The sequence below is a fragment of the Lentzea sp. NPDC036955 genome, assembly GCF_055608005.1.
On the sequence record NZ_JBVJRC010000009.1, the window covers coordinates 64,627 to 90,924 of the forward strand.

General features: G+C 72.2%; 30 protein-coding genes and 1 pseudogene. 16 read left to right on the forward strand and 15 right to left on the reverse strand.

Translation table 11 applies throughout. The features are described from left to right. Window positions 1-18 precede the first annotated feature (18 nt). From ACZ7CF_RS29605 to ACZ7CF_RS29620, 4 genes are all read left to right on the forward strand, one after another. Complete coding sequence (locus ACZ7CF_RS29605; protein ID WP_360393126.1) at window positions 19-1,137, forward strand: glycosyltransferase; 1,119 nt, start codon at window positions 19-21, stop codon at window positions 1,135-1,137. Then, window positions 1,134-2,144: a hypothetical protein gene (locus ACZ7CF_RS29610; protein ID WP_360393123.1), complete on the forward strand. Its 1,011-nt coding sequence runs from the start codon at window positions 1,134-1,136 to the stop codon at window positions 2,142-2,144. Before ACZ7CF_RS29605 ends, ACZ7CF_RS29610 begins: the two co-directional genes overlap by 4 nt. Then, window positions 2,141-3,604: a glycoside hydrolase family 130 protein gene (locus tag ACZ7CF_RS29615; protein ID WP_360393120.1), complete on the forward strand. Its 1,464-nt coding sequence runs from the start codon at window positions 2,141-2,143 to the stop codon at window positions 3,602-3,604. The genes ACZ7CF_RS29610 and ACZ7CF_RS29615 overlap by 4 nt, the downstream gene beginning before the upstream one ends. Window positions 3,605-3,886: 282 nt before the next feature. Next, the gene (locus ACZ7CF_RS29620; RefSeq protein WP_470371096.1) at window positions 3,887-4,843 is read left to right on the forward strand and encodes a hypothetical protein; all 957 of its coding nucleotides are present in this window, start codon (window positions 3,887-3,889) and stop codon (window positions 4,841-4,843) included. Between the two features lies 1 nt (window position 4,844). On the opposite strand, the gene ACZ7CF_RS29625 is transcribed toward ACZ7CF_RS29620, so the two are convergent. The 4 genes from ACZ7CF_RS29625 to ACZ7CF_RS29640 form a co-directional block, all read right to left on the reverse strand. Beyond that, window positions 4,845-5,636, reverse strand: a complete 792-nt coding sequence (locus ACZ7CF_RS29625; protein ID WP_470371097.1) for a transglutaminase-like domain-containing protein — start codon at window positions 5,634-5,636, stop codon at window positions 4,845-4,847. 62 nt (window positions 5,637-5,698) lie between these two features. After that, the gene (locus tag ACZ7CF_RS29630; RefSeq protein WP_360393111.1) at window positions 5,699-5,854 is read right to left on the reverse strand and encodes a DUF6307 family protein; all 156 of its coding nucleotides are present in this window, start codon (window positions 5,852-5,854) and stop codon (window positions 5,699-5,701) included. Then, entirely contained in the window at window positions 5,851-6,393 is a 543-nt protein-coding gene (locus ACZ7CF_RS29635) for a DUF5994 family protein (RefSeq protein ID WP_360393109.1), read from the reverse strand. Before ACZ7CF_RS29635 ends, ACZ7CF_RS29630 begins: the two co-directional genes overlap by 4 nt. Before the next feature lie 414 nt (window positions 6,394-6,807). Further along, a complete protein-coding gene (locus ACZ7CF_RS29640; RefSeq protein WP_470371098.1) occupies window positions 6,808-7,281 on the reverse strand; it encodes an STAS domain-containing protein in 474 nt (157 codons plus the stop codon). Window positions 7,282-7,541: 260 nt separating this feature from the next. Between ACZ7CF_RS29640 and ACZ7CF_RS29645 the strand changes: the two genes are divergently transcribed. From ACZ7CF_RS29645 to ACZ7CF_RS29655, 3 genes are all read left to right on the forward strand, one after another. Then, window positions 7,542-8,162 (forward strand): hypothetical protein, encoded by a 621-nt coding sequence (locus tag ACZ7CF_RS29645; protein ID WP_470371099.1) that lies wholly within the window; start codon window positions 7,542-7,544, stop codon window positions 8,160-8,162. A gap of 266 nt (window positions 8,163-8,428) precedes the next feature. Next, window positions 8,429-9,610 (forward strand): AI-2E family transporter, encoded by a 1,182-nt coding sequence (locus ACZ7CF_RS29650; RefSeq protein ID WP_470371100.1) that lies wholly within the window; start codon window positions 8,429-8,431, stop codon window positions 9,608-9,610. Beyond that, window positions 9,607-10,647, forward strand: a complete 1,041-nt coding sequence (locus ACZ7CF_RS29655) for a fatty acid desaturase family protein (protein WP_360393098.1) — start codon at window positions 9,607-9,609, stop codon at window positions 10,645-10,647. The genes ACZ7CF_RS29650 and ACZ7CF_RS29655 overlap by 4 nt, the downstream gene beginning before the upstream one ends. 445 nt (window positions 10,648-11,092) lie before the next feature. Here ACZ7CF_RS29655 and ACZ7CF_RS29660 read toward each other — a convergent pair. From ACZ7CF_RS29660 to ACZ7CF_RS29680, 5 genes and pseudogenes are all read right to left on the reverse strand, one after another. After that, window positions 11,093-11,293 (reverse strand): annotated as a pseudogene (locus tag ACZ7CF_RS29660) (arsenic resistance protein); the annotation flags it as partial. A gap of 540 nt (window positions 11,294-11,833) precedes the next feature. Next, window positions 11,834-12,223, reverse strand: a complete 390-nt coding sequence (locus tag ACZ7CF_RS29665) for an STAS domain-containing protein (RefSeq protein ID WP_360393095.1) — start codon at window positions 12,221-12,223, stop codon at window positions 11,834-11,836. Continuing rightward, complete coding sequence (locus tag ACZ7CF_RS29670; protein WP_470371101.1) at window positions 12,223-13,074, reverse strand: STAS domain-containing protein; 852 nt, start codon at window positions 13,072-13,074, stop codon at window positions 12,223-12,225. Before ACZ7CF_RS29670 ends, ACZ7CF_RS29665 begins: the two co-directional genes overlap by 1 nt. Window positions 13,075-13,175: 101 nt before the next feature. Then, entirely contained in the window at window positions 13,176-13,751 is a 576-nt protein-coding gene (locus ACZ7CF_RS29675; protein ID WP_360393089.1) for a GNAT family N-acetyltransferase, read from the reverse strand. Further along, window positions 13,748-13,906, reverse strand: coding sequence for an RGCVC family protein (locus ACZ7CF_RS29680; protein ID WP_470371102.1), 159 nt, complete (start codon window positions 13,904-13,906; stop codon window positions 13,748-13,750). The genes ACZ7CF_RS29675 and ACZ7CF_RS29680 overlap by 4 nt, the downstream gene beginning before the upstream one ends. An 842-nt stretch (window positions 13,907-14,748) precedes the next feature. On the opposite strand from ACZ7CF_RS29680, the gene ACZ7CF_RS29685 reads away from it, so the two are divergent. The 3 genes from ACZ7CF_RS29685 (at window position 14,749) to ACZ7CF_RS29695 (ending at window position 15,580) form a co-directional block, all read left to right on the forward strand. Next, complete coding sequence (locus tag ACZ7CF_RS29685) at window positions 14,749-15,030, forward strand: hypothetical protein (RefSeq protein ID WP_360393084.1); 282 nt, start codon at window positions 14,749-14,751, stop codon at window positions 15,028-15,030. Beyond that, on the forward strand, window positions 15,027-15,230 hold the full coding sequence (locus ACZ7CF_RS29690; protein ID WP_360393081.1) for a cold-shock protein: 204 nt from the start codon (window positions 15,027-15,029) through the stop codon (window positions 15,228-15,230). The genes ACZ7CF_RS29685 and ACZ7CF_RS29690 overlap by 4 nt, the downstream gene beginning before the upstream one ends. Before the next feature lie 119 nt (window positions 15,231-15,349). Then, the gene (locus tag ACZ7CF_RS29695) at window positions 15,350-15,580 is read left to right on the forward strand and encodes a hypothetical protein (RefSeq protein WP_360393079.1); all 231 of its coding nucleotides are present in this window, start codon (window positions 15,350-15,352) and stop codon (window positions 15,578-15,580) included. Window positions 15,581-15,660: 80 nt separating this feature from the next. On the opposite strand, the gene ACZ7CF_RS29700 is transcribed toward ACZ7CF_RS29695, so the two are convergent. Further along, a complete protein-coding gene (locus tag ACZ7CF_RS29700; protein ID WP_470371103.1) occupies window positions 15,661-16,881 on the reverse strand; it encodes a multidrug effflux MFS transporter in 1,221 nt (406 codons plus the stop codon). Window positions 16,882-16,935: 54 nt separating this feature from the next. On the opposite strand from ACZ7CF_RS29700, the gene ACZ7CF_RS29705 reads away from it, so the two are divergent. Beyond that, window positions 16,936-17,415, forward strand: a complete 480-nt coding sequence (locus ACZ7CF_RS29705) for a MarR family winged helix-turn-helix transcriptional regulator (RefSeq protein WP_470371104.1) — start codon at window positions 16,936-16,938, stop codon at window positions 17,413-17,415. Window positions 17,416-17,554: 139 nt separating this feature from the next. Here the strand turns inward: ACZ7CF_RS29705 and ACZ7CF_RS29710 are convergent, their stop codons facing one another. From ACZ7CF_RS29710 to ACZ7CF_RS29720, 3 genes are all read right to left on the reverse strand, one after another. Beyond that, a complete protein-coding gene (locus ACZ7CF_RS29710; protein ID WP_458431483.1) occupies window positions 17,555-18,058 on the reverse strand; it encodes an SRPBCC family protein in 504 nt (167 codons plus the stop codon). A 56-nt stretch (window positions 18,059-18,114) separates the two neighbouring features. Continuing rightward, window positions 18,115-18,465 carry a hypothetical protein gene (locus ACZ7CF_RS29715; RefSeq protein ID WP_360393067.1) on the reverse strand — a complete coding sequence of 117 codons (351 nt, stop codon included), beginning with the start codon at window positions 18,463-18,465 and terminating at the stop codon, window positions 18,115-18,117. Between the two features lie 99 nt (window positions 18,466-18,564). Next, the gene (locus ACZ7CF_RS29720) at window positions 18,565-19,428 is read right to left on the reverse strand and encodes a LysR family transcriptional regulator (protein WP_470371105.1); all 864 of its coding nucleotides are present in this window, start codon (window positions 19,426-19,428) and stop codon (window positions 18,565-18,567) included. An 85-nt stretch (window positions 19,429-19,513) separates the two neighbouring features. Between ACZ7CF_RS29720 and ACZ7CF_RS29725 the strand changes: the two genes are divergently transcribed. After that, window positions 19,514-20,236, forward strand: a complete 723-nt coding sequence (locus ACZ7CF_RS29725; protein ID WP_470371106.1) for an SDR family oxidoreductase — start codon at window positions 19,514-19,516, stop codon at window positions 20,234-20,236. Between the two features lie 214 nt (window positions 20,237-20,450). On the opposite strand, the gene ACZ7CF_RS29730 is transcribed toward ACZ7CF_RS29725, so the two are convergent. Then, a complete protein-coding gene (locus ACZ7CF_RS29730; RefSeq protein ID WP_470371107.1) occupies window positions 20,451-21,914 on the reverse strand; it encodes an FAD-dependent monooxygenase in 1,464 nt (487 codons plus the stop codon). 105 nt (window positions 21,915-22,019) lie between these two features. On the opposite strand from ACZ7CF_RS29730, the gene ACZ7CF_RS29735 reads away from it, so the two are divergent. The 3 genes from ACZ7CF_RS29735 to ACZ7CF_RS29745 all read left to right on the forward strand — a co-directional run bounded on the left by ACZ7CF_RS29735 (window position 22,020) and on the right by ACZ7CF_RS29745 (window position 24,348). Then, window positions 22,020-22,151, forward strand: a complete 132-nt coding sequence (locus tag ACZ7CF_RS29735; RefSeq protein ID WP_470371108.1) for a hypothetical protein — start codon at window positions 22,020-22,022, stop codon at window positions 22,149-22,151. Between the two features lie 154 nt (window positions 22,152-22,305). Continuing rightward, window positions 22,306-23,760 carry an MFS transporter gene (locus ACZ7CF_RS29740; RefSeq protein ID WP_470371286.1) on the forward strand — a complete coding sequence of 485 codons (1,455 nt, stop codon included), beginning with the start codon at window positions 22,306-22,308 and terminating at the stop codon, window positions 23,758-23,760. A 3-nt stretch (window positions 23,761-23,763) separates the two neighbouring features. Further along, window positions 23,764-24,348 (forward strand): TetR/AcrR family transcriptional regulator, encoded by a 585-nt coding sequence (locus ACZ7CF_RS29745; protein ID WP_360393053.1) that lies wholly within the window; start codon window positions 23,764-23,766, stop codon window positions 24,346-24,348. 8 nt (window positions 24,349-24,356) lie between these two features. On the opposite strand, the gene ACZ7CF_RS29750 is transcribed toward ACZ7CF_RS29745, so the two are convergent. Next, window positions 24,357-24,998 (reverse strand): DedA family protein, encoded by a 642-nt coding sequence (locus ACZ7CF_RS29750; RefSeq protein WP_458431478.1) that lies wholly within the window; start codon window positions 24,996-24,998, stop codon window positions 24,357-24,359. Between the two features lie 236 nt (window positions 24,999-25,234). Between ACZ7CF_RS29750 and ACZ7CF_RS29755 the strand changes: the two genes are divergently transcribed. Further along, window positions 25,235-26,296, forward strand: a complete 1,062-nt coding sequence (locus ACZ7CF_RS29755; RefSeq protein WP_470371109.1) for a hypothetical protein — start codon at window positions 25,235-25,237, stop codon at window positions 26,294-26,296. Window positions 26,297-26,298 lie beyond the last annotated feature (2 nt).

Here is a 26,298-nt window from a genome sequence, read left to right on the forward strand (position 1 = left end):
GTTCGCACCTATGGCTTCTTGAGCACCTATCCACCAACACAATGCGGGCTCGCGACGTTCACCGCCTCCCTCCAGCGCCACCTCGCCGCCGTCACCCCCGGCAGCGGGAGCCGCGTCGTCCGCGTCCTCAGCGACGTCGAACCGCACACAGCGGAACCGTCGGCGGGGCACCCCATGCGTCCCGGTGGGGTGGAGGCCGCGGCCGCGGTCCTCAACCGGTGCGACGTCGCGCTGGTCCAGCACGAGTACGGGATCTACGCCGGCAGTGACGGCGAGGAGGCGCTGGACGTGCTCGCCCGGCTGCGGGTCCCGGTGGCCGTCGTGCTGCACACGGTGCTCACCACGCCCACGCCGGGACAGCGCCGGGTGCTGGAGGCGGTCGTCGACCGCGCCGACGCCGTCATCACCATGTCGGAGGCGGCCAAGAGCCGCCTCCTGGCGGGTTACGCGGTCGAACGGCCGGGCGAGGTCGTGGTGATCCCGCACGGCGCCGTGCCCGCCGACAGGCCGGCCTCCGCAGCACCGGGCCGTGGCCCGCTGGTCCTCACCTGGGGCCTGCTCGGACGCGGCAAGGGCGTCGAGTGGGGCATCGCGGCGCTCGCCGCGCTGCGCGACCTGCGGCCGCGGTACCTCGTGGCGGGTCAGACCCATCCCAAGGTGCTGGCACACGAGGGCGAGGCGTACCGGACGCACCTGCGTGAGCAGGCCGCCGCCGCCGGGGTGACCGACCTGGTCGAGTTCGACCCGGCCTACCTCAGCGCCGAGGCGCTGGCGGACCTGGTGGGCAGGGCCGATGTCGTGCTGCTGCCGTACGACTCGTCCGAACAGGTCACCTCCGGAGTGCTCGTCGAAGCCCTCGCCGCGCGCAAACCGGTGGTCGCGACGGTGTTCCCGCACGCGGTCGAACTGCTCGCGGACGGCGCCGGACTGCTGGTACCGCACCGCGATCCCGCCGCCATCGCCGCGGCGCTGAGGCGCGTGCTGACCGAACCGGGTGTCGCCGCGGGCATGCGCGACCGGTCCGCGGAACTGGGTGCCGTGCTGAGCTGGCCCGCCGTGGCGAACCGCTACCGCAGCCTCTGCGACACCCTCGTGGCGGACAGGCTGTTCGCCGACCGCGTCGCCGTGACGCGATGAGCGGCCTCGATTTCGCCCACCTGATCCGGCTGAGCGACGACACCGGTCTGCACGAGCACGCCGACGGCCCGCTGCCGCGCCGCGAGCACGGCTACTGCCTCGACGACGTCGCGCGGGGCTTGGTCGTGCTGAGCCGCGAACCAGCCCTGTCGGCTGAGCTGGCCGCTCTGGCCGAACACTTCCTGGCCTTCACCGCCTACGCGCAGGCCGAGGACGGGCGCTTCCACAACCGGCTCAGCCCCGATCGCCGGTGGATCGACGAACCGGGACTGGGCGACTGGTGGGGACGCGCGCTGTGGGGGCTCGGCACCGCCGCAGCGCGCAGCACGGTGCCCGCGATCCGGCGGACCGCGCTGGAGTGCTTCGACCGCAGCGCCCACCACAGGCCACCGTCGGTGCGCACGATGGCGTTCGCCGCACTCGGTGCCGCCGAGGTGCTGAGCTCCGAACCCCTCCACGCGCCCGCCGCCGCCCTGCTCGGCGACATCACCTCCTACATCGGTGGTCCCCGTCCGGACCCGAACTGGCCGTGGCCGGAGAACCGGCTGTTCTACGCCAACGCCGTGCTGCCGGAGGCGTTGATCGCCGCGGGTGACCTCCTGGGCAGCGACGAGGTCCGCGACGACGGGCTGCGGCTGCTGGACTGGTTGCTGGCCGTGGAGTCCAAGGACCGCCACCTCTCGCCGGTCCCGACCGGCGGGTGGTTCCTCGGCGAGCCGCGACCGGCGTTCGACCAGCAGCCCATCGAGGCGGCCGCCCTGGCCGACGCCTGCGCCCGCGCCTACCGGGTCACCGGGGACTCCGCGTGGCTCACCGGTGTCCGCCGCGCGATCGCGTGGTTCAGCGGGGACAACGACCTGGGCTCGCTGATGCAGGACGAGCACACCGGGGGCGGCTACGACGGCCTGACACCGCACGGCCCGAACACCAACCAGGGCGCCGAGTCGACCCTGGCGCTGATCTCCACCCGGCAACACCTCCGCACGCTCCAGCGGAGCGCCGGGTGAACGCCCGCGTCACGCGCAGCCCGGTGCGGCTGCGCCCGGACCCCCGCCGGGTGATCACCAAGCTGTTCGTGCCGGGAGAAGAGGTTCCCGAACACGAGTCCCGGTCGGCGGCCGTCATCCGGCGGGTGATGGCGCTGGACGAGACGACCGCGTGCGCCGCGCTCGAACGCACGGTCCGGCTGTTCGCCGGACGGCACCGCGACGTCCGCGCGACCTTCGCGGACAACTTCGCGAGCGTCAGCCACCGGCTGGCCCCGGACGTCGAGCTGTCCGAGTCCCGCCGTCTGCTGATCGGCGCGTACTTCACCCACGAGTACGCCGTCGAGGGTGCCGCGCTGTGCAACCCGTCCATGGTCCCCCACCCCGACCAGAGCGGGATGGCGCAGGGACAGCTGAGGTTCGTGCTGAGCGTGCGCGGGATCGGTGAGGGGCACCTGTCCTCGATCGGTTTCCGGACCGGCACGGCCGGTCCGGATGGCGTTCTCACCGTGGACCCGCAGCCGGGCACCACCAGCACCGGTCTGCGCAGGGACTCGGTCTACGACAAGGGCCTCTTCCAGGGCAAGCTCGCCGAACGCGGTCATGACGACGAGGTCTCCGCCGTGCTGAACCGCTGGCTGCCGGTGCGGTTCACCGGAGCGGAGCTCGACGAGCTGCTGACCGGTCTGCACCCGAAGCTGGTCGAGCGGCAGGCCGCTCACCGCACCGTCGAGCTGGTCAGGTGGATAGCCGCGTGCAACTACACCACCGAGTTCCCGCAGGAGTCGTCGGTGGGTGGACGGGTGCTCTGGCCGGCCGGCCCGTCGGAACGCCACGGCATGGAGGACGCCAGGTTCGTGCGCTTCACCGACGACGACGGCTCGCAGACCTACTACGCGACGTACACCGCTTACGACGGTGTCGACGTGGCGCCGCAACTGTTGCAGACCGACGACTTCCGCACGTTCCAGGTCACGCAGCTGACCGGTCCCGCCGCGCGCAACAAGGGGATGGCGCTGTTCCCCCGCCGCATCGGCGGCAGGTTCGCCGCGTTGTCCCGCGGAGATGGCGAGAGCACGGCCGTGACCACCTCCGCGGACCTCAGGACGTGGCAGCGACCCCAGGCCGTGGCGGCACCGGCCAGGGACTGGGAGCTCGTCCAGGTCGGCAACTGCGGCTCGCCGATCGAGACGCCCGAGGGCTGGTTGGTCCTCACCCACGGAGTGGGTCCGATGCGGCTCTACTCCATGGGCGCGATGCTGCTCGACCTCGACGACCCCTCGAAGGTGCTCGGCGCACTGCCGGAACCGTTGCTGACGCCGAGTCCCTCCGAGCGCGACGGCTACGTGCCGAACGTCGTCTACTCGTGCGGCGGCCTGCTGCACGGAGACACCCTCGTGATCCCGTACGGCGCGAGCGACGCGACCATCGCTCTGGCCACGACGTCGGTGACCGAGGTGATCGCCGCGATGGTCCCGTGACACCGTCCTGCGCGCGTGCCGCGACGGCACCCGAGCGACCGGCCTGACCGGCCCGAGCGCTCGCCGGAGAGCTGTTCCGCACGACCGGGATCGCCGCTCCGGTGCCGGTCGCGCGGAGCCGGGAGAGCCTGCCACTGCTCGTCGCGCCGGCACCGCAACAGGTGCGGCGCCGCCTGCAAGTCGCCTTCGCCGACCTGCGGAACCTGGCAGGCTGGGTGTGCTTCGACGCCGGCCTGGTCACCGCTGCGCAACCACTTCTCGCACGCGCCGGCGCCGGCCGAGGTGGCCCGCGACGACGGGCTGATCGCCAACGCGTGCCACCGGCTCGGGCGGGTGTCCCTGCGCCACGGGCAGCTCGACGAAGCGTTGCGGTACTTCGACCTCGGCCGTCTCGCGGCCGCGCGCTCCGGCGACCGGCTCTCGACCGGCGTCCTGGCCGTCAACTCGGCGTGGGCGTGTGCGCAGAAGGGCGTCGAGCACAACGCCCTCACGTTGCTCGACCGCGGCCGGGAGGAGTTCGGCGCCGCGGACCGCGCCGAGGTGGTCGGCTGGGCGCGGTTCCTCACCGAGCCCGACCTGTCGGCCATGGGCGGAGCGGTGCACACCGTGCTGGCCGGCACCACGCACACCGCCGTTCCGCTGCTCCTCACGGCGGTCGACGGCTACGGCGAGGACATGCTCCGCAGCCGGGTGCTCAGCCTGGTGCTGCCGGCCACCGGTCAGCTCGTCGGGGGAGACCTGGATGTCGGTGTCGCCACCGGCCTGCGGGCCGTCGAGTCGGCGACCGCGGTCGGCTCGGCCAGGGTGCGCGACCGCTTCCGCCCCCTCGCCGCGCAGGCGCGCAGCCACCCGTCCCACGCCGGGGCGCTCGACCTCGCCCACCGCATCGACTCGGGAACGCCACGGCGGCGTCGTGAGCGACGAGCGGCCGGTCGCGGCACCGAGGTCCGCGTACCGGCCCGGTCGTTCCGGTCGACCCGCCCGCCTCCGCGAGGACGACCGCAGGTGGCGGCGGGTTTCGGCGCGGTGCGGCGGACGTCGCGCCAGTCCACCGGCTCCGGGCGAAGGGGGTGGACGATCCGGCCGGGTGCGGCACGCGCTGCGCAGCAGGGTGCTCGCCGACCGGGCGGAAGTGGTGCTCGCCGGGCACCCGCGGATCGCGCTGGGCGAGGCGGTCGTCCTTCCGCGGCGGCGGGGTCGACGTGGCGGCTCCACGGCCGGCGGGTCGTGGCCACCTGACTCACCGCCACGCGGGCGCCAGGTCCTCCTCCACGTGGACGACCATCGACTCCAGCACAGGACTTCCGAACGTGGTGACCATCGCGACGTCGGCGGCGTCCCTGCCGCGGCCGACCACGACCCTGCCCTTGCGGGGCCCGCCGTTGCGCGGGTCGAAGGTCCACCAGCGGTCTCCCAGCCAGACCTCCATCCACGCCGCGAAGTCCATCGACGCCCCGTCCGGCCGCGCGTCGAGGTCGGGCAGGTAGCCGAGGACGTAGCGGGCGGGGATGTCGAGGGCGCGGCAGAACGAGATCGCCAGGTGCGTGAAGTCGCGGCAGAGCCCGATCTCTGCGGCGTTGACGCCGGCGGACAACGCCGTGGAGGTGCCGCAGCCGCTCTCCAGCGACTCGTGGACGTGCCGGCAGATCGCTCGCACCCTGCGGTATCCCGGCGGATGGGCGCCGAACCTCGACCAGGCCTCGTCGCCCAGCGCGTCGGACGCGCAGTAGCGGCTGGGCAACGTGTAGAGCAGCGCGTCATCGGGGAGGTCGTCGGGCCACAGCTCCGGCGCGTCCTCGTCCACGTCCTCGACGCGGTCGGGCACGTCCACCCACGCGACGTAGTTCACCGTGGACAGTCGGGGTGGCAGCACCAGGCGCGCGAGCCGGTTGCCGTACACGTCGAAGTGCTCCCGCACCGGCAGGTCGGGTTCGGTGAACAGGTCCTCACCGCTCACCCGCACGTGGTCCCGCCGGTCCGGTCCGACCAGGAACACCGCCGGGGTCGGCACCTCGGCGCGGTAGGTGAACACGCAGCCGACGCGGAGCAGGCGAGTGCTCCGCGTCGGTCGTGCCTCGCCGCTGTGGCGGAAGGTCACCGCACTCGCTCGGGGATGTGGTCGAGCGCGTGCAACACGTGCACGGCCAGAGCCCGCGCGGCCTTGCCGCCGAGCTCGGTGCGGCCGGTCAGCACGTCCTCCACCATCTTGAGCCGGCGGTCGTAGGCGGACGTGAAGGTCGATTCAGTCATTCTGCATCTCTCGTCTTCTGCTGGGGTACCCGGCCGCCCTCGGCTTCCCAGAAGTCCACAGTGGACTCCTCGGCTTCCAGGGCACCGATGCGGAACAGGTCTTCGACGGTGTCGGTGTTGTCGCGCCGGACAGCGCGCATCATCGTGTGGTGGGCGGCGGACGGGTCGGTGCCGGGCGGTACGACCAGCAGCGCGAGGCGGCTCCGGTCACCCGCGACGAGGTCGAGGGTGTGCGCCGGTCTGGACCAGAACCCGTTGAGGCGGACGCGGACGCCGTCCACCGCGATCTGGCGCGGCGCCGTGTCCCAGCCGGTCAGGTCGTAGCTCACCCGCGGGATGTCGCCCAGCCGAACTGCCAGCACCGAGAGCAGTGCCGGCAGTTCGGCGGCGAGGTCCCGGGAACGCGGCCACCACGCACCGTCGACATGCCCCGTGACGAGCGCCTTCGGCCGCAACCGCAGTCGCAGCTGGTGATGCCGAGGCTGCTCCGTGGCCGTGACGGCCGGCGGGGCGATGGACCGGTGCGGAGCCGACGTCATGCCGGGACTCCCGTCTCCGGCCGAAACGGCCGGTTCTGGTTTCGCCGAGTACGACGTGAGCTTGACCGCTCAGGTACGAGATGTTCTCGGCACAATTGACACTACACCCTTTTTTCGCACTCAACCGATTGCACGTCCACTGATTTCTGACCGCCACCACCTGCCGACAGCGCTGCCGGCAGGTGGCACGCAGGGGCAAATCCGTTGCGCGGCCGTCCGCCCGCAGAATTCCGCCGCGCCCACCGGAACGTTCTCGCCACGGTGCGCGAAATGATCCGAGGAGGTTTCGGCCGGCGATTTCCTGGCCGAGCCGGAAAATCGCCGGACGCCGGTGGCCGTTCCGTTCTCGCGAGAAATCGCCGACGAGCCGAACGTTCATCGGGCTCGCCGACGGGGGAACAGCCGCCCGGCGGATCAACGGAGGTCGCCGGGTCGGCGGGGGGCGGCCAGCCGCGACCTCGCCGGTGGCGACGCCGGGGCCGCGTGCTCGCACACCACCGCCCCGGCGACGTCGAGGTGGAGGTCGAGGACGGCTGACAGGCCGGTGATCGTCAGGGGCATGCACACCTGGCGGTTGGGCGCGACGACGCACAGCACCGCGCCGGCCTGCCGTGCCGTCTTCTCCAGGGCGACGAGGACGGTGAGTCCGGCCGCGCAGAGGAAGTCCACCCCTCCGAGGTCGAGAACGAGGTGGTGGGTGAGCCGCAACTGCCCGAAGACCTGATCGTGCAGCACCGCGCAGGTGATCCCATCCACCTCACCGCGCACGGCGACCACGACCGCTCCGGTGGGGGTCGTCCGCGCGGTGGTGGTGAGCAGTTCGGCGGGGCACCGGCTCGGCCGGGCCGCCCGCAGGCCGCCGGCACCGGTGAGATCGATGTGCACCACAGGAACTTCCTTCGTCGGCTGGCGCGACGCCGGGTCCAGGGCACGTGCCGCTGACGTTACACCGCAGTACCACCGAGGCGGAAGCTCCGCGTGCCGCGACGTCTCCCCCGCCGCACCGGAAGATCCACAGTGGATGATCGAGGACACCGGTCCCGCGGAGGTGGAGTAGCGTCGGAGGCATCAACGACTCCGAGCACGAAGAACGACCGGCCGCGGGCCCGACTCAGGTCAGGGGGAGGATCCGCGCGGGCGTCGCCGTGGTGGCGGTCCTCCTCGCGCTCCTCGCGGCGGTGCTGGCGGTGCTGCTCGGCCTCGACCAGACCGGTGTGGTGCTGCTGGGGGTCCTGAGCTGGCTGGTCGCCCTCGCGGCTCGGCTCCCGGTGCTGGGCTCAGCCGGGCGGCTGCACGCCCTCCGGCGGCGCGAGACCATCATCGCGGTGGTGTCCGGTGCCACCGACGAGGTGGTCCGGCTCGCGCTCGTCGTGATCGTCGTCAGCGGTGTCGAGTCCGCGCTCTGGGCCGGGTTCGGCTGGGCGCTGGCTCAGCTCGTCTTCCTCGCCGCCACCGAGCTGACCAGGTTCAGCGGGCCCGTCGGACGGCTGGCCGCCGAACAGCTGAAGGCACAAGGCGGGTTCGTCAGCACGCACCCCGCGCACAGCGCAGCTCGTGGCATTACGACCATGTCGTTCCACCTCGGTGCGACGCTGCTGCTGAGCACCGGTCCGTGGTGGGTGGTGGTGACGGCGTTCGCACACCTGCTGGTGAACACGGGACTCGTGCGGTGGGCCGGAAGGCGGCTCGTGCCGGTCGAGCTGTTCGGCGCCTTCGCGAGCGCAGCGCTGCTGCTGGCAGGACTGGTCGGCACCGGGGTGCTCGGCTGACCGCGGGTGGAGCGTGCGCCGATCTTCTCCACCGGCTCCTCAAGCCGCCGGACTCGGCGTTGGAGCCGGTCCTTCCTCCCACCTGACCCCCGGCGGGACGTCGATCCCCGGATGCCCGGCGCCGCCGAGGCCCGACAACGCCACAGCTCATCCGGGTTTGTGGTCCGGGCGGCGGGGAATCCCGTGCAGAGGTGCGCGGGCAGACCGCTGCCCCACCGATGACCCCGGACCCGGCGTCGGCGACCGACACCGGAGGTACAGCCGTCGTGATCACCGACCGCGGGGATTCGTCGCCCACGCGGACCGCAGTCCCCTTCACACTGCGCGTCAGCGCGGCTCTCGGCTGGCGCTTCCTCGTCGTCGTGGCCTCGCTGTACGTGATCGGTGTCATCTTCGGCCGGCTGGCATCGCTGGTGGTGCCGCTCGCGATCGCGTTGCTGCTGGCCGCGTTGCTCACACCGGCGGTCGGTTTCCTCATGTCGAAGCGGTTTCCGCGAGGTGTCGCGACGCTGGTGGTGCTCGTGGGCGGGCTCGTCGTCCTCGGCGGACTGCTCACGTTCGTCGTGACGACCTTCGTCAACGGCATACCGGCCCTGGCCGCGCAGCTCGTCCGCAGCATCGACGCCGTGTCCGGCTGGCTCGTCGACGGCCCCCTGCACCTCAGCGAGACCCAGCTGCGCGAGTTCGCCGACCGGGTCGTCAAAACCTTGCAGGACAACCAGTCCGGCATCACGTCGAGCGCCATCACCACGGCCGCCACGGTCGGGGAGACCCTCGTGGAGATGCTGCTCGTGTTGTTCGCACTCGCGTTCTTCCTCTACGACGGCCCGAGGATCTGGCAGTTCCTCATCCGCGTCGTCCCCGACGGCCCTCGCCGCAGGGTGGACGTCGCGGGCAGGCGCAGTCTCGCCGCGCTGGTCAGTTACGTCCGCGCGACCGGGGCGGTCGCCGTGGTGGACGCGCTCGGCATCGGCATCGGACTGGCCGTGCTGGGGGTACCGCTCGCGGTTCCGCTGGCGGCGCTGGTGTTCATCGGCGCGTTCGTCCCGATCTTCGGCGCGGTGGTGGCGGGTGGTGTGGCCGTCCTCGTCGCGCTCGTCGCGAACGGCCCGGTGACCGCGGCGATCGTGCTGGTCATCGTGATCGCGGTGAACCAGTTGGAAAGCCATGTCCTGCAACCGTTCCTGCTGGGACGGGCGGTGAAGCTGCACCCCCTCGCGGTGGTGCTGGCCATCGCGAGCGGGCTCCTCGTCGCGGGCATCGCCGGCGCGTTGCTCGCGGTACCGCTGCTGGCGGTGCTCAACTCCGCGATCCGTTCCCTGCTGAGCGAGGCCGACGAGCACGTGGCACCCGCCGACGTGCACACCAGCGAACCCGAAGAGTCCGGACCGGACGAACCCGGACTGGACACCGAAGCCGACACACCGAAACCCGGAGCAGGCAGATGACCTCGACGCACGACGTGCTGACGAAGACGGCCGACCGTCCTCGCGGCAGCGACTTCGCCCTTCTGACCAAAGAGATCAAAGCCGCCGGACTGCTGGAGCGCCGTCACGGCTACTACGTGCTGCGGATGGCGGTCAACGGCGTCCTGCTCGGCGCCATCGCCGCCGCCTTCGTGCTGCTGGGCGACTCCTGGTGGCAGGTGCTGCTCGCCGTGGCCCTGGCCGTGGCCTCGACCCAGCTGGCGTTCATCGGGCACGACGCCGGGCACCGGCAGATCTTCCGCAGCCACCGTTCCAACGACGTGGTCGGGCATCTGCACGGCAGCCTGACCGGCATCAGCTACCAGTGGTGGGTCGCGAAGCACAACCGCCACCACGCCAACCCCAACCACGAGGACCACGACCCCGACATCGAGATCCACGCCCTCGCCTTCAGCCGCGCCCAGGCCAAGGACAAACGCGGCCTGAACGCCTGGATCACCAAACGGCAGGCCTTCCTGTTCTTCCCGCTGCTGCTCGCCGAAGCGGTCGTGCTGCGGATCTCCGGCATCGTCGCCCTGTGCCGCAACGAGCTGCGCAACCCGTGGCGCGAGGCCGCGCTCCAGATCGTGCCGCTGGCGGCGTACCTGCTGGCGGTCTTCGCCGTCCTCTCACCGTTGAAGGGGGTCGTGTTCATCGCCGTGCACCAGGGCCTGATGGGCGTGTACCTCGGGTGCTCGTTCGCACCCAACCACAAGGGGATGCCGATCATCACCGGTGAACAACGCCTCGACCACCTGCACAAGCAGGTGCTCACCTCCCGCAACGTCACCGGTGGCCGGTGGGTCGACGCGCTGCTCGGCGGGCTCAACCACCAGGTCGAGCACCACCTCTACCCGCACATGCCCCGCCCCAACCTGCGCCACGCGCAACCCGTCGTCGAGGACTTCTGCGGACGCCACGGAATCCCGTACAGCAAGACGACCATGGTCCGGTCGTACGCCGAGGTCCTGCGGCACCTGCACGACGCGGGTGCGCCGCTGCGCGGCACAGCACGATGACCGGTCCTGGGGAGACGCCGGCGAACGCCGTGTCCGCGGACGGGACGCGTCCGCGGTCGACCAGCGCCTGCACCTGGCCATCGGCTTCCCGGCGTCCGAACGCGACTGGGTCGTCGAGCGCCTGGCGGCTCTCGGTGCCCGCCTGCGCTCCTACCGCGACGACCGGGCGGAGCCGGGGAGAGCGGTGAAGTGCCGGGAAGCGCCGACCGGCGGGTGGGCTGGTCGGCGAGCGCGGCGTCGAGTTCGGGCCGATCACGTCGGCGCGATCCCGTGTGGTGCGTCCCAGAGGTGGCGGCCAGGCTGTCGAGCGAGGAGCCACCACGCCGTCAGGCCTGCTCCCGCTTCCTCCACCGACGGCGCAGCCACAGGCTCACGCACACGAGCGGGTCGTGGTCCGCTCGTACGACAGTCCGGACGCCTTGCCCAGCGCGTACGAACCGGCCTACATGATCGCGAAGGAGACCAGCAGCGGCACCGCGATCCGGACGACGTCGAGCGGGCGGCTCGTGACGGCCCCGCCCCGCAGCGCGAACAGGACGACGATCGTGAACAGCAGCCCGTACAGGGCGATCGAGCCGACGCGCGGCAGGTACTCCGACTCGTACCACTCCCGGCCCTTCGACCGCTCCCCCAGCCTGCGGCTGATGGCGGTGTTCTCGACGCGGTACCGGCTCAAGTCCCGCGCCTCTCCCCGCTCAGCACGCCGTTCCGGACTCGTCATGGCCACGACCCCGGCCACTTGGATTGACGAAAGTCGATACAACGGGTGTGATCTGCGACGGAGGGCCTCACCGGGACCGAGGAGGACCGCCGTGGCCGACACCCCCGAGGTGCTGGTCGTCCGCGGCCACAACGCGGGCCGTTCCCAGCCGGCCGCGGCACTGCCGCAACACCTCGGCATGGGCCGGGTGTGAGGCCGAGCGCCACGTCGGCCGTTCCGGGCGCTTCGCAGCACCCTCCGCCGTCGGCCTGCTCATCGGGCGCGTCGAACACACCGGCACCGCCGCACACACCGGCCTCGGGCAGCGCCAGCTCGACCCGCCGGGTGGCCGCGAGGTCACCGGAGACCGCGCCAGCGGCAGACCGGGCCCGCCCGGAGCCGGTCAGCGACAGGAACGTCGGCGCACGGCCGTAGCTCTTCATGCCGACCGGGCAGGCCCCGGCGGGCGCTTCCGGCAAGGCGACCTCAGGCGTCCTGCGCGGCGTGACCGGAGCGCGCACCCCGGCCCGGTCGCCCGAGGAGCCGCACACCCTGTTCGAGGTCCAGGGCCGTGCGCACACCATCGAGCGCGAGGCCCAGCTCCACGAGCGTGATCGCCACGGCCGGGCGCATGCCGACCACGACGGTGTCGGCGTCGAACAGCCGGGAGATGGACGCGATCGTGGCGAACATCCGCCCGATGAACGAGTCGACGATCTCGACCGCGGAGATGTCGATGACGACACCGTGGGCGCCGGTCGAGCTGATCTTCTCGGCCAGGTCCTCCTGCAGCGCGAGCACTCCCTGGTCCCGCAGGTCGATCTGGACGGAGACCAGCAGCACGCCACCGATCTCGAGAATCGGGACGCGTTCCATCACACGGCCTCGTGGTCCGGGACGCCGACGCCCTCGTGGCGCAGGGCGTGCCGCAGGGCGTCGGCGAGCGAGGCCTTGGTGACGATGTCGCCGAACTCGATGCCCAGTGCGACGATCGTCTGCGCGATCTGGGGGCGGATGCCGGACACGATGCACTCCGCGCCCATCAGCCGGGCCGCGACCACGGTCTTGAGCAGGTGCTGCGCGACCTGCGTGTCGACGGCGAACACCCCGGTGATGTCGATGATCGCGTGCTCGGAGCCGGTCTCGACCAGCATCTCCAGCAGCTTCTCCATCACGACCTGGGTGCGCGCGGAGTCCAGCGTGCCCACCAGCGGCACGGCGAGGACGCCCTCCCAGATCTTGACAACCGGCGTGGTCAGCTCCAGCAACTGCTCCGACTGCTCGCGGATGATCTCCTCACGCGCCCGCGCGTACGACTCGAACGTCCACAACCCCAATGCGTCCAGCAGCGCGGAGAACGCGAGCGCCTGCCGGAACAAAGCCGGATCTTCGCCGTTCTCCACCAGCGCGAAGACCCCGCGCTTGAGCGAGAAGACGCTCGACGCGGTCTCCGTGGGCGTGAAGCCGCCCCGCACGCCGGAGCGGGAGTACTCCTGGAGGAACGACCGGACCTCGTCGAACGCCGGTCCGGAGACGTCCCGGCCGTCCGATCCCGCCAGCGGCAGCACGAGCTGCAACAGCTCACGGAAGTCGATGGTGAGCTCCGCCCTGGTCGAACGCCCGCGCAGCGGGGCCGCCACGGCGTCCACCCACTCCTCGACCACCCTTTCGGCGTTGGTCCGCAACAGCTCCGCCAAGTGGTTGGCTTGCCCTGCGCCTGCAGTCATACGAGCCTCCTGGGCTTCCACCTCCGCGGCCGGGGCTGACCACCCGCACGCCTGGTGGGGGCCAGGTCCGCCGGCACGAGGTGCGTTCGGTGCCGATGCGGTCAGTCGCGGTCTGGCGGGTGGGGCGAGGTCGGCGCGGCCGCGTCGAGGTCCGCCGCGCGGAGGCGGAACACCTGGAGTTCAGTGCCGAAGTACTTCGTGGTCTCGCCGACCCAGTGCATGCCGTTGTTGCGCACGGTGGCCGCCGCGCGGGTGTTGCCCGGCCGGACGACGGCGAACACCTCGTTCACGTCCTGGCTGAACGCCCAAGAGGCCAGGGCGTGGGTCGTCTCGGTGGCGTAGCCGTTGCCCCAGGTGTCGGGACGCAGCTGCCAGCCGATCTCCAGGTCCTCCTCGCCCGGCGGCAGCGGCAGCAGGACTGCCCCGCCGATCACCAGGCCGTCGCTGTCGCGCTGGATCGCCCAGCGGCCCGACGGCGCGGGCAGCCGCACGCTCTCCGCGGCCCACTGCTGCAACAGCAGCCGCATGGCCGCCCGGTCCGGGACCTGGTCCATCTCGGGACTGAGCCAGCGCGTCACCTCGGTGCGCCCGTACACGGCGAGTGCCGCGGCGGTGTCCTCGAGCTTCCACGGGCGCAGGGTCAGCCGCCCGGTGGTGAGCACGGTGGTGGTCGTCATGAGCAGATGCACCCCCGGGGCAACGCGGAGACCGCGGTGGCGGTGCAGTACCGCACCCCGAGGGGGTCGTGCTCGCGCCACAGGTGCGGGCAGACGCCGCACACGCGACCGGCTTCGGCTTCGGTGTCGATGGTCAGTGGCTCGGACGTGGTCATGCGGGAACTCCGATGAACGGTGCTGCGAGGAAGAGGACGCCGGTGGAAGAGGCGCGAGGACACCAGGGCCGCGAAACGGGTCCGAGGTCGCCCCGGCGCTCCCAACCTCCAGCCGGACGGCCGGGTCTCGTGATGCGCCCAAGGCGGCACCAGCTCGACCGCTGCTGCACGACATGCCCTCGGTGTTCCCCAGTCTACGCCAGTCCCGGAGCCCGGCTCGCCGGTGCCGCCGCACAGCGCGACGCGCCCGCGAGTCCGCGGCGAAGTTCGGTCCTGTTAGGACAGTTTGCGCCGCGACCGGGACCCCGGCGCACCCCGCGCCAGGGCCCGGCGGGTTCCTCCGAGCGCGGCGCACCGCGTTCGCGCTGAACGTGGGCGCCGGTCCGGCCGCCACCGCACGTCCCCGCGAGGTCGAGCCGGAGGAGCACCCAGCCCTCATCGTCCGAAGTGGACGGACATCGCGGGTCACCCGTCTCCTGTGCCGTGATCGGGGTCTTCCTGCCCGCCACCGGTCGTGTTCGCGGAGCAGCGCGACCCGGCCCTCGCCGTTCGCGGGGGTGAGCCGGGCAGCCGGTCTCCGCGCACTCCCCCGCCCCACGCCCGTGACATCGCGGCGACGAGAGCCGGTGCGGGGAAACCGGTCAGGAGCAGACCGGTGCGCGATGGAGTACTGTCGGCGGGGTTGGGGTTCCAGTTGCCGCATCCAGCCGCCGCGGGCCCCGATCCAATCCGGCGCTGTCGCCTTCGGCCGGAGATCGGAGCACCGGCTTGCCGCCGGACCGCCAGCTCTTCACCTCGTCCTCCCGAAGCCACCGCACCGCACCGGACGAGCAGGTGCGCTCATGACACGGACCGGTCAGATCGGCAGGCAGACCGGTGCCGCCGCGGATTTCACCGAGGCCAGGCTCGCCGCCGACGAGACGGGGGTCGTCCGGCAACGCCAAGCGGCCCGCCTCGTCGCGCAGCACTGCCACGACGCGCAGGACTGCCGCGACCTGCTCGCGATGCTGGGCCTGTCCGAACTCGCACCGCGTACCGCAGGTCCGACGCGGGACGAGCAGAAGACCACGACTTCCCCGGAGGCGCTCGGCGTGCACCGGACGACCGAAGGAGCACGTCGATGACCCAGGGAACCGTGAAGTGGTTCAACGGCAGCAAGGGGTTCGGTTTCATCGCCCCCGAGGGCGGCGGACCGGACGTGTTCGTGCACCACTCCGAGGTCCACGAGTACGCCTACCAGGGCATACCGGAACACCAGCCGGTGCAGTTCGAGATCAGGCAGGGCGACAGGGGGCCGCAGGCCACGTCGGTCCGCCTTCTCTGACAGGACAAGGCATCCGAAAGCGGGCCACCACCGGGTGGTCCGCTTTCTCCGCCGGTTCGCCGGTGGCGGACGGCCCCTCCTCGCGCGCCCGCTGAAGGCGCCGGCAGTACTGTCGCCCCATGACTGATGCACAGGGCGGTCCCACGCTCGGTCCCACGTTGTCCGAGTGGCTCAGCGCTCGCGGGGAGACCGAACGGCACCTGGCGGCGGCAGTCGGCGCCCCGGTCGACGCGAAGTGGGTGCAACGACTCGCGGACCTGCTCGCCACCGAGAGGTCCTGGCAGGAGCAGTACACCGACCTCCTCGCGCTCGGCAGTGCCGGTGGTCAGTTCCCGTCCTCGAACCGCTGAGCCGCCGACTGCCGGGAGCCACGTCCTCCATGACGCCGCCGGCGCGCGCTGCGGTCAGGCTTCGCGCGCGTCCGGCCCCGTCACGTCCGCACGGGCAGGCGGTCGACCTCGGGCGCGTCCACCTGCCGGGGCGCACGGCGCAGCAGCGCGCAGAAGCCCGCCGCGATCGTGGCCAGCACCGCGATCGTGACCGCCATGGGCCACGTCGAGTGGCCCTCCCCCGCGCTCACCAACGGTGACACGACCGCGGCAAGCCCGAACTGCGACGCCCCCAGCACCGCCGACCCCGTGCCCGCCGCCTGCGGAACGGCGTCGAGGGCCAGTGCCGTGGCCGGCCCGAGCACGAACCCGAGGGACGCGACCGCGAAGAAGATCGGCACCACCAGCCAGCCCGCGCCGATGGGCAGCAGCGCCAGCACGAGCAGCACCACCGCGGCCGAGAAGAGCCACGTGACACCGATCGTGAGGATGCGGCGGGGGTTGCCGCGACGCAGCAGGCGGGAGGCGACCGCGCTGCTCGTGATCAGACCGAGCGCGTTGAGCCCGAACAGCAGGCCGTAGCTGACCGGCCCCATGCCGATGACGACCTGGTACAGGAACGGCGAGGCCGAGATGTAGGCCATCAGGACGGCGAACGAGAAGACGAACGTGGCCGTGGCGGTGAGGTAAGCCTTGCGCCCCAACGCGTGGAAACCGCCGGACCGCGCCGAACCCCGACGTGAGCGCGGGTGGGTCTCGCGCACCACGACCGCGGAACCGGCGAGCATCGCGACGGCGAGACCGGCCAGGACGAACAGCACACCGCGCCAGCCGATGCCGTCGATGAGCAGGCTGCCCAGCAGCGGGGCGACAACGGGTGCCACGCCGCTGACGATCATCATGAGGCTGAACGCGCGCGCGGCGGTGCGGCCGGTGGCGAGGTCGGCGATGACCGCGCGGCCGATGACCATGCCCGCGGCGGCGCTCAGGCCCTGGAAGAGGCGGCCGGCCAGCAGGACCTCGATCGTCGGTGCGGTGGCGACGAGGAGGCTCGCGGCCACGAACACCGCCGAGCCTGCCAGCAACGGGCCGCGGCGGCCCCAGCGGTCCGACAGGGGGCCGAAGACGAGCTGGCCGGCGGCGAGGCCGAGCAGGAACGTCGTGAGGGTCAGCTGGACGGCGGTGTCGGTGGTGGTGAGGTCGGTGGCCATGCGCGGGAACGCGGGCAGGTAGAGGTCGATGCCGAATGGGGCCACGCTCGCCAGCAGGGCCAGCACGAGCAGGAGCGGCGTGGGGACGGCGCCGCGCGCAGGGGTGTCCACGCACTCTCCTATCGGTTGATAGCTATCAGGTGACAGCGAAGTTATCATGTGGCCGTGGACGAGGACCAGAAGGCGCGGTTGTTCGAGCTCGCCGACCTGATCGCGGCGGTCGGACGGCAGATCCACGCCGCCAAGGAGGTGCTGCACCGGGAACCGCTGACACCGGTGGAGATCGCCGCGATGCGGTTCATCGACCGCAACCCCGGCACGTCGGCGGGGGTGGCGGCGGAGGCCACCCACCAGATCTCCAGCAACTTCAGCCGGGCGTTGCGCAGCCTGGAGAAGAAGGGGCTCGTGCACCGCGAGGCGGATGCGGAGGACGCGCGGCGCGTGCGCCTCTACCCCACCGCCCGCGCGCAGGAGAACCTGCGGCGGTTGAGCGTGCTGTGGAGCGATCTGCTCGACGACGCGGTGTCCGATGAGGACGACGTGGAAGCGATGATCTCGACGCTGCGGCGGATCGAGGCGAAGCTCGGCGAGAAGGCCCGTGCCCGTGCCGGTCAGGGCGGTGGGGGCGAGCCGGGGTCAGGCTGACGGGCCGCCGAGGTGGCGGGCCGGGAAGCGGCCGGCAAGACACCGGCCGGGGACACGAGGGTGCCGCGGTGTTCCCAGGGCCACGGAAAGGCCCCACCTGGCCGTGGCCGGAACACCGCGGCGGACTCGTGCGGCCCGGTCAGAGCTGGCCGGTACCGGGCGCGGTCTGGCCGGGCGCGGTCTGGCCGGGGCGGTCGACGTCACCGCGCCACGCACCGGTCTCGGCTCCCCCGCGCTCCTCGATGAAGGTCTTGAACCGGTCGAGGTCGCCCTGCACGCGGCGGTCGAGGACGCCGAGCTTGTCGGCGACGTTCTCGACGAAGCCCTCCGGGTCGATGTCCATCTGCACCGTCACGCGCGTGTGGCGGTCGTCGAGGCGGTGCACGGTCACCACACCGGCGTGGTCGGGGCCGCTGTCGGAGCGCCACGCGACCCGCTGGTCGGGGTGCTGCTCGGTGATCGTGGCGTCGAACTCGCGCTTCACGCCGGCGATGCTGACCGTCCAGTGCGTGTGGGTGTCGTCGAGCTGGTCGATCCGGTCGACGCCCTCCATGAACCGCGGGAACTCCGCGAACTGGGTCCACTGGTTGTAGACGCTGGTCACGTCCGCCTCGACGTCGACGGACTTGGTGATCGTGCTCATGCTCGGAACTCCCTGCGGTTGAGGTGAACGCGTTGGCGGACGCGGACGACCGGCGGTCAGCGGCGCAGGCCGAAGACCCCGCACAGCACCGCCCAGGTCACGGCGAACACCGCGACCTTGCGCCGTGCTGCGGGGTCGGGCAGCGTCAGGCCGAACACCGCCGCGTCCGAGAGGTCCGCGGCGACGCGCGTGGCCACGGCCGTGCGCAGCGGTCGCCCCGTAGGTGCGAGGACCATCGCCAGGCCGATCGCGGTGTCACGGGCCCCGATGGCGGCGACGAGCGTCCGCACCGGTCCCGGCACGTCATCTCCCCGCGTGGTCAGGCCCGTGGGCTTGGCCAAGATCCGCGGGGACACGATCAACGCGGCGCTGTACGCGGCGGTCACCGCACCCAGCACACGTGTCATGACCACACCGGCACCATCACGGGACATTCCCGTCTCCTCTCGACACGACCGGGTCATCCGCCGCTATAGCGATACCCGAGAAATCGACTCAGAAACGGTTCACCCTGGGATTCGCACCGATTCGGTGACGGTGCGGACGAACGACGCGAGCGCCGGCGACCGGTTGCCGGGCTGCCAGGCGAGCACCGTCGTGACGTCCGGCGCGTCCACGACGGGCACCGCCACGTGCTCCGGCCACTGCCACGCCCGGCTGGACGCGGGGATCACGAGCAGCGTCCTGCCGAGCGCCACGAGCTGCGCGAGCTTCGACTGGGTGCGCACCTCCGGCCCCGGACCGTCCGGATAGGACCCGTCCAGCCGCGGCCAGCGCGCGATCGGCAGGTCCGGCACGTGCTGGACCTCCGCGAGCGTGAGCTCCGCGCGGGCCGCGAGCGGGTGGGCGGCGGGCAGGATCGCCACCTGCCCCTCCACCACCAGGTCCTCGGTGTCGAACCCGGCCAGGTCGTCGTAGGGGCGGTGCATGACCGCCACGTCCGCGGTGCCGTCGCGCAGCAGCCCGGCCTGCTCGCCGACCTCGCACAGCAGCACCTCGACCGGCACCGGGTCGGGCGCGCTGCCGACGGCGTCGAGCAGGCGCTGCAACAGCTCGTGGGACGCGCCGGCCTTCGTCACGAGCACCAGCGGGCGGCGTTCGGCCGCGGCCTGGCGGGTGCGGCGCACGGCGGCCGAGACCGCGGCGAGGACCAGGCGGGCCTCGTGCAGCAGCACGCGGCCGGGTTCGGTGAGGGAAACGCCGCGGCGGTCGCGGTCGAGGAGCTGGACGCCCAGGCGGTGTTCGAGCTGCCGGATCGCGCGCGAGAGCGGCGGCTGGGCGATGCCGAGGCGGTCGGCGGCGCGACCGAAGTGCAGCTCCTCCGCGATTGCGACGAAGTAGCGCAGCTCGCGGGTCTCGACGTCGTGCACCCCGTCCAGCGTACGCGCGCTGATACCCGTGGAGTATCACGAGGTACTGGATCGATCTTGGACACCGTCCGCGGCGGCGCTGAGCATGGGTGGTGTGAACAAGAAGACCGCGCTGGTCACCGGCGCGAACAAGGGAATCGGTTTCGCCATCGCACGCGGGCTCGGGACGATCGGGTTCCGGGTGGCGGTGGGTGCACGTGACAGCGCACGGCGCGAGGAAGCCGTTGCGCGCCTGCAAGATGAGGGCATCGACGCGTTCGGGGTGGCGCTGGACGTCACGTCCGGCGACAGCGTCACCGTTGCGGCGAAGGCGATCGAGCAGACCGCGGGCGGGCTCGACGTGCTCGTCAACAACGCGGGCATCGCCGGCCGCTTCGACGGTGGCGCGCAGAACCCGTCCACACTGGACCTCGATGTCATGCGGACCGTGTTGGACACCAACGTGTTCGGCGTCGTGCGCGTGACGAACGCGGTGCTGCCGCTGCTGCGCCGGGCCGAGTCGCCGCGAATCGTCAACATCTCCAGCAACATGGGCTCGCTGACGTTGCAGACCGGGCCGGTGCTGGCCGCCTACGCGCCGTCGAAGTCGATGCTCAACAGCATCACCGCGCAGTACGCGCGCGAGCTCGCCGGCACGAACGTCATCGTCAACGCCGTCTGCCCCGGTTACGTCGCGACGGACTTCACCGGGTTCAACGCACCGCGGACGCCCGAGCAGGGTGCGGCGGTCGCGATCAGGCTCGCCACGCTGCCCGACGACGGACCGCGCGGCGGGTTCTTCGACGACGGAGGCCCCGTTCCCTGGTAACGCGCTGGGGCGGGTCGAGCGCCGCGCCCACCCCCTGCCTCTACCGGCATCTGCAAGTACCACCAACTCAACATCAACAGGCTCGTAGCTACTACCAACAGCACCTCGGGCTCTCCGCGCACGCCGATCGGGTTCGGCGGATGACAACGGTGAGGACGGCGGTCAAGGCCTTGCGATCAAGTCGGAGGCGCCCAGGGGAAGGCACTGCCGGCGTTCAGGGAGAGGCTGGTGCGGTGACCGGGCCGAACCAGCGGGCCAGGTGCGCGTCGAGGTCGTGCTGGTCCTCCCCCGCCCACGCCACGTGCCCGTCGGGACGCAGCAGCACGCACGGCGCGTCCACGTCCACGGAGGGATCGGCGAGGAGGTCGACCCGGTCCGCCCAGCCACCGACGCCGAGGCGCCCGGTGCGGTCGAGCAGCAGGCCGCGGCCGCGGTGCAGCCGGTCGTAGAGCCGGCCCTGCGCCACGTCGAGGTCGCGCAGCCGCCGGCCGACCAGGTCGTGGCCTCCTCCGAGGTCGTAGCGCAGGCCGATCGCGGTGGTCTTCTCGGTCAGGTGGCGGTTGACCACGTCGAAGTCCATCAGCTCGGTGAGCAGCCGGCGCAACGCCCGCGCGCCCGGTTCGGGGGACGCCAGCAGCACCTGGGCGCGGGTGCTGTCCAGGACGTCCGCGGCGACCGGGTGCCGTTCGCAGTGGTAGGTGTCCAGCAACCCCTCCGGTGCCCGACCGCGGACCTGCGCGGCGAGCTTCCAGCCGAGGTTGACCGCGTCCTGCACGCCCAGGTTGAGGCCCTGGCCACCGGCGGGCGGGTGGACGTGCGCCGCGTCGCCGGCCAGCAGCACCCGCCCGACCCGGTAGTGCTCGGCGAGCCGGGTGGCGTCACCGAAGCGGGACAGCCAGCGCGGTGAGTGCACGCCGAAGTCGGTGCCGGCGATGGCCAGCAGCGCCTGCCGGAAGTCGTCGAGCACCGGCGGTTCGCTGCGGTCGCTGACGTGCGGGGCGGGGACGACGACGCGGTGGACGCCGTCGCCGAACGGGTTGACGTCGAAGAACCGGCAGGTCCGCCTGACCTCGGCCACCTTGGCGTCGATCTCGTCCTGCGGGGCGCTCACCGCCAGCGCGCCCATCAGCGTGTCGTTGCGCGAGGGCTCGCCGGGGAAGCCGACACCGAGCAGCTTGCGGACCGTGCTGCGCGCGCCGTCGCAGCCGACGAGGTAGCGGGCGCGCAGCCGTTCGCCGCCGGCCAGCTCGACGGTGACGCCGTCGTCGTCCTGGTCGAGTCCGGTGACCGCGCAGCCGCGCCGGACCAGGGCGCCCAGGTCGGCCGCGTGCCGTTCGAGGACGTCGACGACGACCGGTTGCGGCATGCCCAGCAGGTAGGGGTGCGCGGTGTCGAGGCCGGTGGGCGCCGGCTTGTCGATGGCGGCGAAGAACGCGGAGGCCGGTCGGCGGCGACCGCGGTCGAGCAGGCGGTCGAGCAGGCCTCGCATGGCCATCAGTTCGAGGGTGCGGGCGTGCAGGCCGACGATGCGGACGACCGAGGCGGGTTCGGTGTCGCGTTCCAGGACGAGCACGCGCACGTCGTGGAGGCGGAGCTCGGCGGCCAGCACGGCGCCGGTCGGGCCGCAGCCGGCGATGATCACGTCGGGGTGTTCGGCAGAGTGGTCGGCGGGGTGCATCAGTGGTGCCCTTCGGGAGTGGCTCGGTGGTCGAGGCGCTCCCGGCGACACCTGCGTCAGTCGCCCGGCCGTGACGGGAGGGAGAGCGCCCACGGCGTTGCGGTCATGGGTCTCACCTCCTCGGTCAGCGTCACGTTCGCCGGGAAGCTACAAGCCCGGCGCGTTCTTCGTCCACCGCTTTTGCCGCGGGTGGCGTTCGGCAAGGCCCGCCTGAAGTTCCTCGTCCTGATCCGCTGACACTCGTCAGGGCGAACGGACCGGCGACACCCACGGTATTAAACCGTCCAGCCGGTACAATAAGTCCGTGACTCCTGAGAACACCCCTGCGGCGGCGACGGTGCCGACTCTCTATCGCCGCAGGTGGGCGGCGTTGGTGGTGCTGGTCGGCTCGATGTTGCTGCTGGCCATCGACGGCACGGTGCTGTACCTGGCGGTGCCGTCGCTGACCGCCGACCTGGCCCCGAGCTCGACGCAGGTCCTGTGGATCGGCGACGTCTACGCGCTGGCGCTGGCAGGTCTGCTGGTGACGACGGGCACCCTGGCCGATCGGCTCGGGCGCAAGCGGGTGCTGCTGGCGGGCACTGCGGCGTTCGGTGCGGCGTCGGCGCTGGCGGCGTTCGCGCCGGACGCGGAGATGCTGATCGCGGCACGGCTGCTGCTGGGCGTGGCGGGCGCGACGATCATGCCGTCGACGCTGTCGATCATCCGGAACATGTTCCCCGACCAGGCCGAACGCACCAGGGCGATCGCGATCTGGTCGGCGGCCTCCGCCGGCGGGATGGCGCTGGGGCCGCTGGTCGGCGGGCTGCTGCTGGAGCACTTCTGGTGGGGCTCGGTGTTCCTGATCAACGTGCCGGTGGTGCTGGTGTTCCTGGTGGCGGGCGCGGTGCTGCTGCCGGAGTCGCGCGACCCGCGGCCCGGCCGGTTCGACCTGCTGTCCGCTGCGCTGTCGATGGCCGCGGTCGTGCCGCTGGTGTACGCGGTCAAGCACGCCATCGGCTCCGGGGTGGACCTCGCGGCGGTGCTGACCGCGGCGGCCGGGGTGACCGCGGGTGTGCTGTTCGTCCGCCGCCAGCGGCGGCTGGAGACGCCGCTGATCGACGTGGGGCTGTTCGGGAACAGGGCGTTCAGCGGAGCGGTGCTGGCCAACTTCGTCGCGATCTTCGCGCTCATGGGCGTGCTGTTCTTCTTCTCCCAGTACCTGCAGCTCGTGCGCGGCCTGCGCCCGCTCGCCGCCGGGCTGGTCGAGCTGCCCACGACGGTCGCGTCCATCCTGGCCGTGGCGGTGGTCGGGGTGCTGGTGGCACGGCTGGGCACCGGCCGTGCCGTCGCGGCGGGCCTGCTGTTCGCCGCGCTCGGCCTGGCGCTCGTCGCCGTCGCCGAGAGCTCCGACCACGTCCTGTGGCTGGCGGCGGCGCTGGTCCCGCTGGGGCTGGGCATCGGCGTGGCGATGACGCTCACCACCGACGCCGTGGTCTCCGCGGTGCCGTCCGAACGCGCCGGTGCGGCCTCGGCCATCTCCGAGACGGCCTTCGAGCTGGGCGGCGCGCTCGGCATCGCGTTGCTCGGCTCGACGGTGAGCCTGGTCTACCGGGCGGCGCTGGAGCTGCCCGCGGGCCTGACCGGCACGGCACGGGCGGCCGTGGAGGACTCGCTGGCGGCGGCCGTCAACACCGTCCGCGACAACGCGGGCGTGCTGGAGGCGGCACGGGCGGCGTTCACCACCGCCATGCAGGTCACGTCCGTGGTCGCCGCGGCGACCACGGTGATCGCCGCCCTCATCGCCTGGCGCACGATCCCCTCCGGTAGGAAGAGCGGCACCACCACGGCCCCGATCGAGGAGTAGTCCATGCCGCGTGTAGCCGGGCGCACCCCCGAGGACACCCGCCGCGCGCTGCTGGACGCCGCGGGCGTGTGCATCCGCGCCCGCGGCACCTCCGCCACCCTCGACCACATCGCGCGGGAGGCGGGCGTGTCCAAGGGCGGTCTCCTGCACCACTTCGCCACCAAGGACGACCTGGTGCGGGCCCTGGCCCAGGACCTGTTCGACCGGTTCCGCGCCGACGTCCTCGCCGCCGTGGACCCCGCCGACACCGGGCCGGGCCGCCTCACCCGCGCCTACGTCCGGGTCAGCGCCGCCTTCTCGCAGGACCCCGGCAACTTCCGCGACCTGGTGCCGCTGCTCAGCCACCTGGTCGCGATCCCGGAGATCATCGACCTCGCTCGCGACGACACCCTGCGCTGGCACGGCGACCTCGCGGCCGACGGCCTCCCGCCGCACGTCACCGCACTGGTCATGGCCGCGGCCGACGGGATCAGCGCCATCCCGACCTGGCACCACCACCCCGACCGGCAGCCGCTGGTCGACCTCGAGGCCCTCCTGCTGAGCCTCACCACGCCCGGCCCAGCCTGGGAGCACCTCGCCCCGGCGTGAGCGACGGCTCAGGCGACCTCTTCCAGCTCCCGAGGTTCCGCCGCTGCCTTGCCGCGGCGGCGCAGCACGACGACCGCGCCGACCACCACCGCGATGCCCAGCAGCACCCACATCGCGCCGTTGAAGACGGACTCGACGTACTTCGCGGAGGCACCCGCCGCCGAGCCGATGCCGATGTGCAGCGCCGACCAGCACGCCGCACCGGCGACCGAGGCAGGCAGGAACCTGCGGTACTCCAGCTTCGACGCACCCGCCGACGCCGGCACGAGCGTCCGCACGACGGGCATGAACCGGGCGACGAACACCGCCCACGCCCCGCGCCGCCGCAGCAGGTCGCTCGCCTTGTCCCAGTGCTGCCGCCCGATCCTGCGGACCAGCCGGCTGTCGCGCAGCCGGTCGCCGTAGCGGCGCCCGAGGTAGTAGCCGATGCTGTCGCCCGCCACCGCGCACACCGTGACCACCAGCCACATCACCGCGAACCGGGGCACGCTCGTCACCGTCGTCGAGGCGAGCAGCAACGCGGTCTCCCCCGGCGCGAGGAACCCCACGCCGAGCGTGCACTCGGCCAGCGTGAGCGCACCGGTCACCGCCAGCACGGCGGGCTGCGGCAGACCGGCCAGGCCTTCGAGGGCGTCGGTCAAGAAGGCCATGAACTCTCCCGCGGCAGGCGTCGGCGCGGTGGCTCGACGGTGGACTTGCGGACAGTTCACCGGAGCGGCCGCTGCGCGCACATCGGTCCGCGGTCTGAAGAGCGGTACACCTCAGGGGGTAAGGGGACCCCCCGAGTGGTGGGGGACGTCCCCGTCAGGTGGATGCCCCGGAACGATCGTTCGCCTCCGAACCGGAGCGCCGGTCAGTAGGCTGGGCGTGCTGTGAGAGGAGCGCGATGAGCTACTCCACCCCGTTCCGGCGCGACGACGGTTTCCACCGCGAGAAGCGGCAGGAGGACACGTCGGTGGTCGCCCAGGCGCGGCAGGCGGCGGAGCAGCTCCCCGCACCTCCCGCGGACGACAGGGTCGCCGCACGACCGCTGCGGCAGAAGGAGGAGCCGGCTGCCGCTGCGCCGCCCGTGCTCGAACTGCTGCTGCACCACGAGGAAGAGCGCGCGGCGGCGCGGGCCTCCGGTGACCTGCGGCTCGCGGCCACCGCGCTCGTCGGGGTCGTCCAAGACCTGGACGTGTTGCTGGACAGCGCGGAGGACCACCTGCGCCAGACCTCCCGCCGCAGGTCGCGGCAACGGGTGCGGGAGGCCATGCCGCACCTCGTGGCGATCTCCGCGATCTCCGCGCTGCCCTGGGCGGAGGTGGGCGAGTTCCTCGACCTGCCACCCGACCGGGTCGCGGCCGTGCTGGACTCGCTGGCCCGGCACGGCGGCATCAGTCCCGCCCAGCGGCAGCGGGCGCTGGAGCAGATCAGGTGGCTGCGCGGTCAGTTGCGGCAGGTGGTGGCCACCCGGGACCACTCGTTGCTCGACCGGCTGCTGGCGTTCGTGTCGAAGTTCGTCCTGCTCGGGTTCGTCGTCCTCGCCTCGGCGGCCTCGGGCGCGTTCGCCGTGGGCGAGTCGGTACTCAAGGAGGTCGTCAAGACGGGGGTCGTCGCGCTGGTCGCCGCCGCCTTGCAGATGAGCGTGGACCACGTGCTGGGAAAACGCACCAGGCAGGGCCGGCACAGCGCTGCCCGGGACGAGCACGCCGCGCTGGTCTCGGAACTGTCCGCGGCGGAGAGCCTGTGGGAGGCACCCGCGTACGACGGGGAGCACTCGGTCGTGCGCACGCGGGTGGCGGTGCGCATGTGCGCTGTGCGGGTTGCGTCGATTCCGTTGGAGTGGCGGGAGAAGTGGCGCTACTGGGACCTGCTCGACGAGCTCACCGCGGCGCTGGCCGAGGACACGCCGGACCGCCTTCGGGTCGGGCTGAGGAGGATCACCGCGCTGAGCCCACCGGCGTGACG

What these genes read in the sequence shown, in the direction of transcription:
- ACZ7CF_RS29610 (WP_360393123.1), top strand. Translation starts at nt 1,134, where the DNA reads ATGAGCGGCCTCGATTTCGCCCACCTGATCCGGCTGAGCGACGACACC.
- ACZ7CF_RS29630 (WP_360393111.1), bottom strand. Translation starts at nt 5,854, where the DNA reads ATGACTGAATCGACCTTCACGTCCGCCTACGACCGCCGGCTCAAGATG.
- ACZ7CF_RS29635 (WP_360393109.1), bottom strand. Translation starts at nt 6,393, where the DNA reads ATGACGTCGGCTCCGCACCGGTCCATCGCCCCGCCGGCCGTCACGGCC.
- ACZ7CF_RS29655 (WP_360393098.1), top strand. Translation starts at nt 9,607, where the DNA reads ATGACCTCGACGCACGACGTGCTGACGAAGACGGCCGACCGTCCTCGC.
- ACZ7CF_RS29665 (WP_360393095.1), bottom strand. Translation starts at nt 12,223, where the DNA reads ATGGAACGCGTCCCGATTCTCGAGATCGGTGGCGTGCTGCTGGTCTCC.
- ACZ7CF_RS29670 (WP_470371101.1), bottom strand. Translation starts at nt 13,074, where the DNA reads ATGACTGCAGGCGCAGGGCAAGCCAACCACTTGGCGGAGCTGTTGCGG.
- ACZ7CF_RS29675 (WP_360393089.1), bottom strand. Translation starts at nt 13,751, where the DNA reads ATGACGACCACCACCGTGCTCACCACCGGGCGGCTGACCCTGCGCCCG.
- ACZ7CF_RS29680 (WP_470371102.1), bottom strand. Translation starts at nt 13,906, where the DNA reads ATGACCACGTCCGAGCCACTGACCATCGACACCGAAGCCGAAGCCGGT.
- ACZ7CF_RS29685 (WP_360393084.1), top strand. Translation starts at nt 14,749, where the DNA reads ATGACACGGACCGGTCAGATCGGCAGGCAGACCGGTGCCGCCGCGGAT.
- ACZ7CF_RS29690 (WP_360393081.1), top strand. Translation starts at nt 15,027, where the DNA reads ATGACCCAGGGAACCGTGAAGTGGTTCAACGGCAGCAAGGGGTTCGGT.
- ACZ7CF_RS29695 (WP_360393079.1), top strand. Translation starts at nt 15,350, where the DNA reads ATGACTGATGCACAGGGCGGTCCCACGCTCGGTCCCACGTTGTCCGAG.
- ACZ7CF_RS29710 (WP_458431483.1), bottom strand. Translation starts at nt 18,058, where the DNA reads ATGAGCACGATCACCAAGTCCGTCGACGTCGAGGCGGACGTGACCAGC.
- ACZ7CF_RS29715 (WP_360393067.1), bottom strand. Translation starts at nt 18,465, where the DNA reads ATGACACGTGTGCTGGGTGCGGTGACCGCCGCGTACAGCGCCGCGTTG.
- ACZ7CF_RS29725 (WP_470371106.1), top strand. Translation starts at nt 19,514, where the DNA reads ATGGGTGGTGTGAACAAGAAGACCGCGCTGGTCACCGGCGCGAACAAG.
- ACZ7CF_RS29730 (WP_470371107.1), bottom strand. Translation starts at nt 21,914, where the DNA reads ATGCACCCCGCCGACCACTCTGCCGAACACCCCGACGTGATCATCGCC.
- ACZ7CF_RS29735 (WP_470371108.1), top strand. Translation starts at nt 22,020, where the DNA reads ATGGGTCTCACCTCCTCGGTCAGCGTCACGTTCGCCGGGAAGCTACAA.
- ACZ7CF_RS29740 (WP_470371286.1), top strand. Translation starts at nt 22,306, where the DNA reads ATGTTGCTGCTGGCCATCGACGGCACGGTGCTGTACCTGGCGGTGCCG.
- ACZ7CF_RS29745 (WP_360393053.1), top strand. Translation starts at nt 23,764, where the DNA reads ATGCCGCGTGTAGCCGGGCGCACCCCCGAGGACACCCGCCGCGCGCTG.
- ACZ7CF_RS29750 (WP_458431478.1), bottom strand. Translation starts at nt 24,998, where the DNA reads ATGGCCTTCTTGACCGACGCCCTCGAAGGCCTGGCCGGTCTGCCGCAG.
- ACZ7CF_RS29755 (WP_470371109.1), top strand. Translation starts at nt 25,235, where the DNA reads ATGAGCTACTCCACCCCGTTCCGGCGCGACGACGGTTTCCACCGCGAG.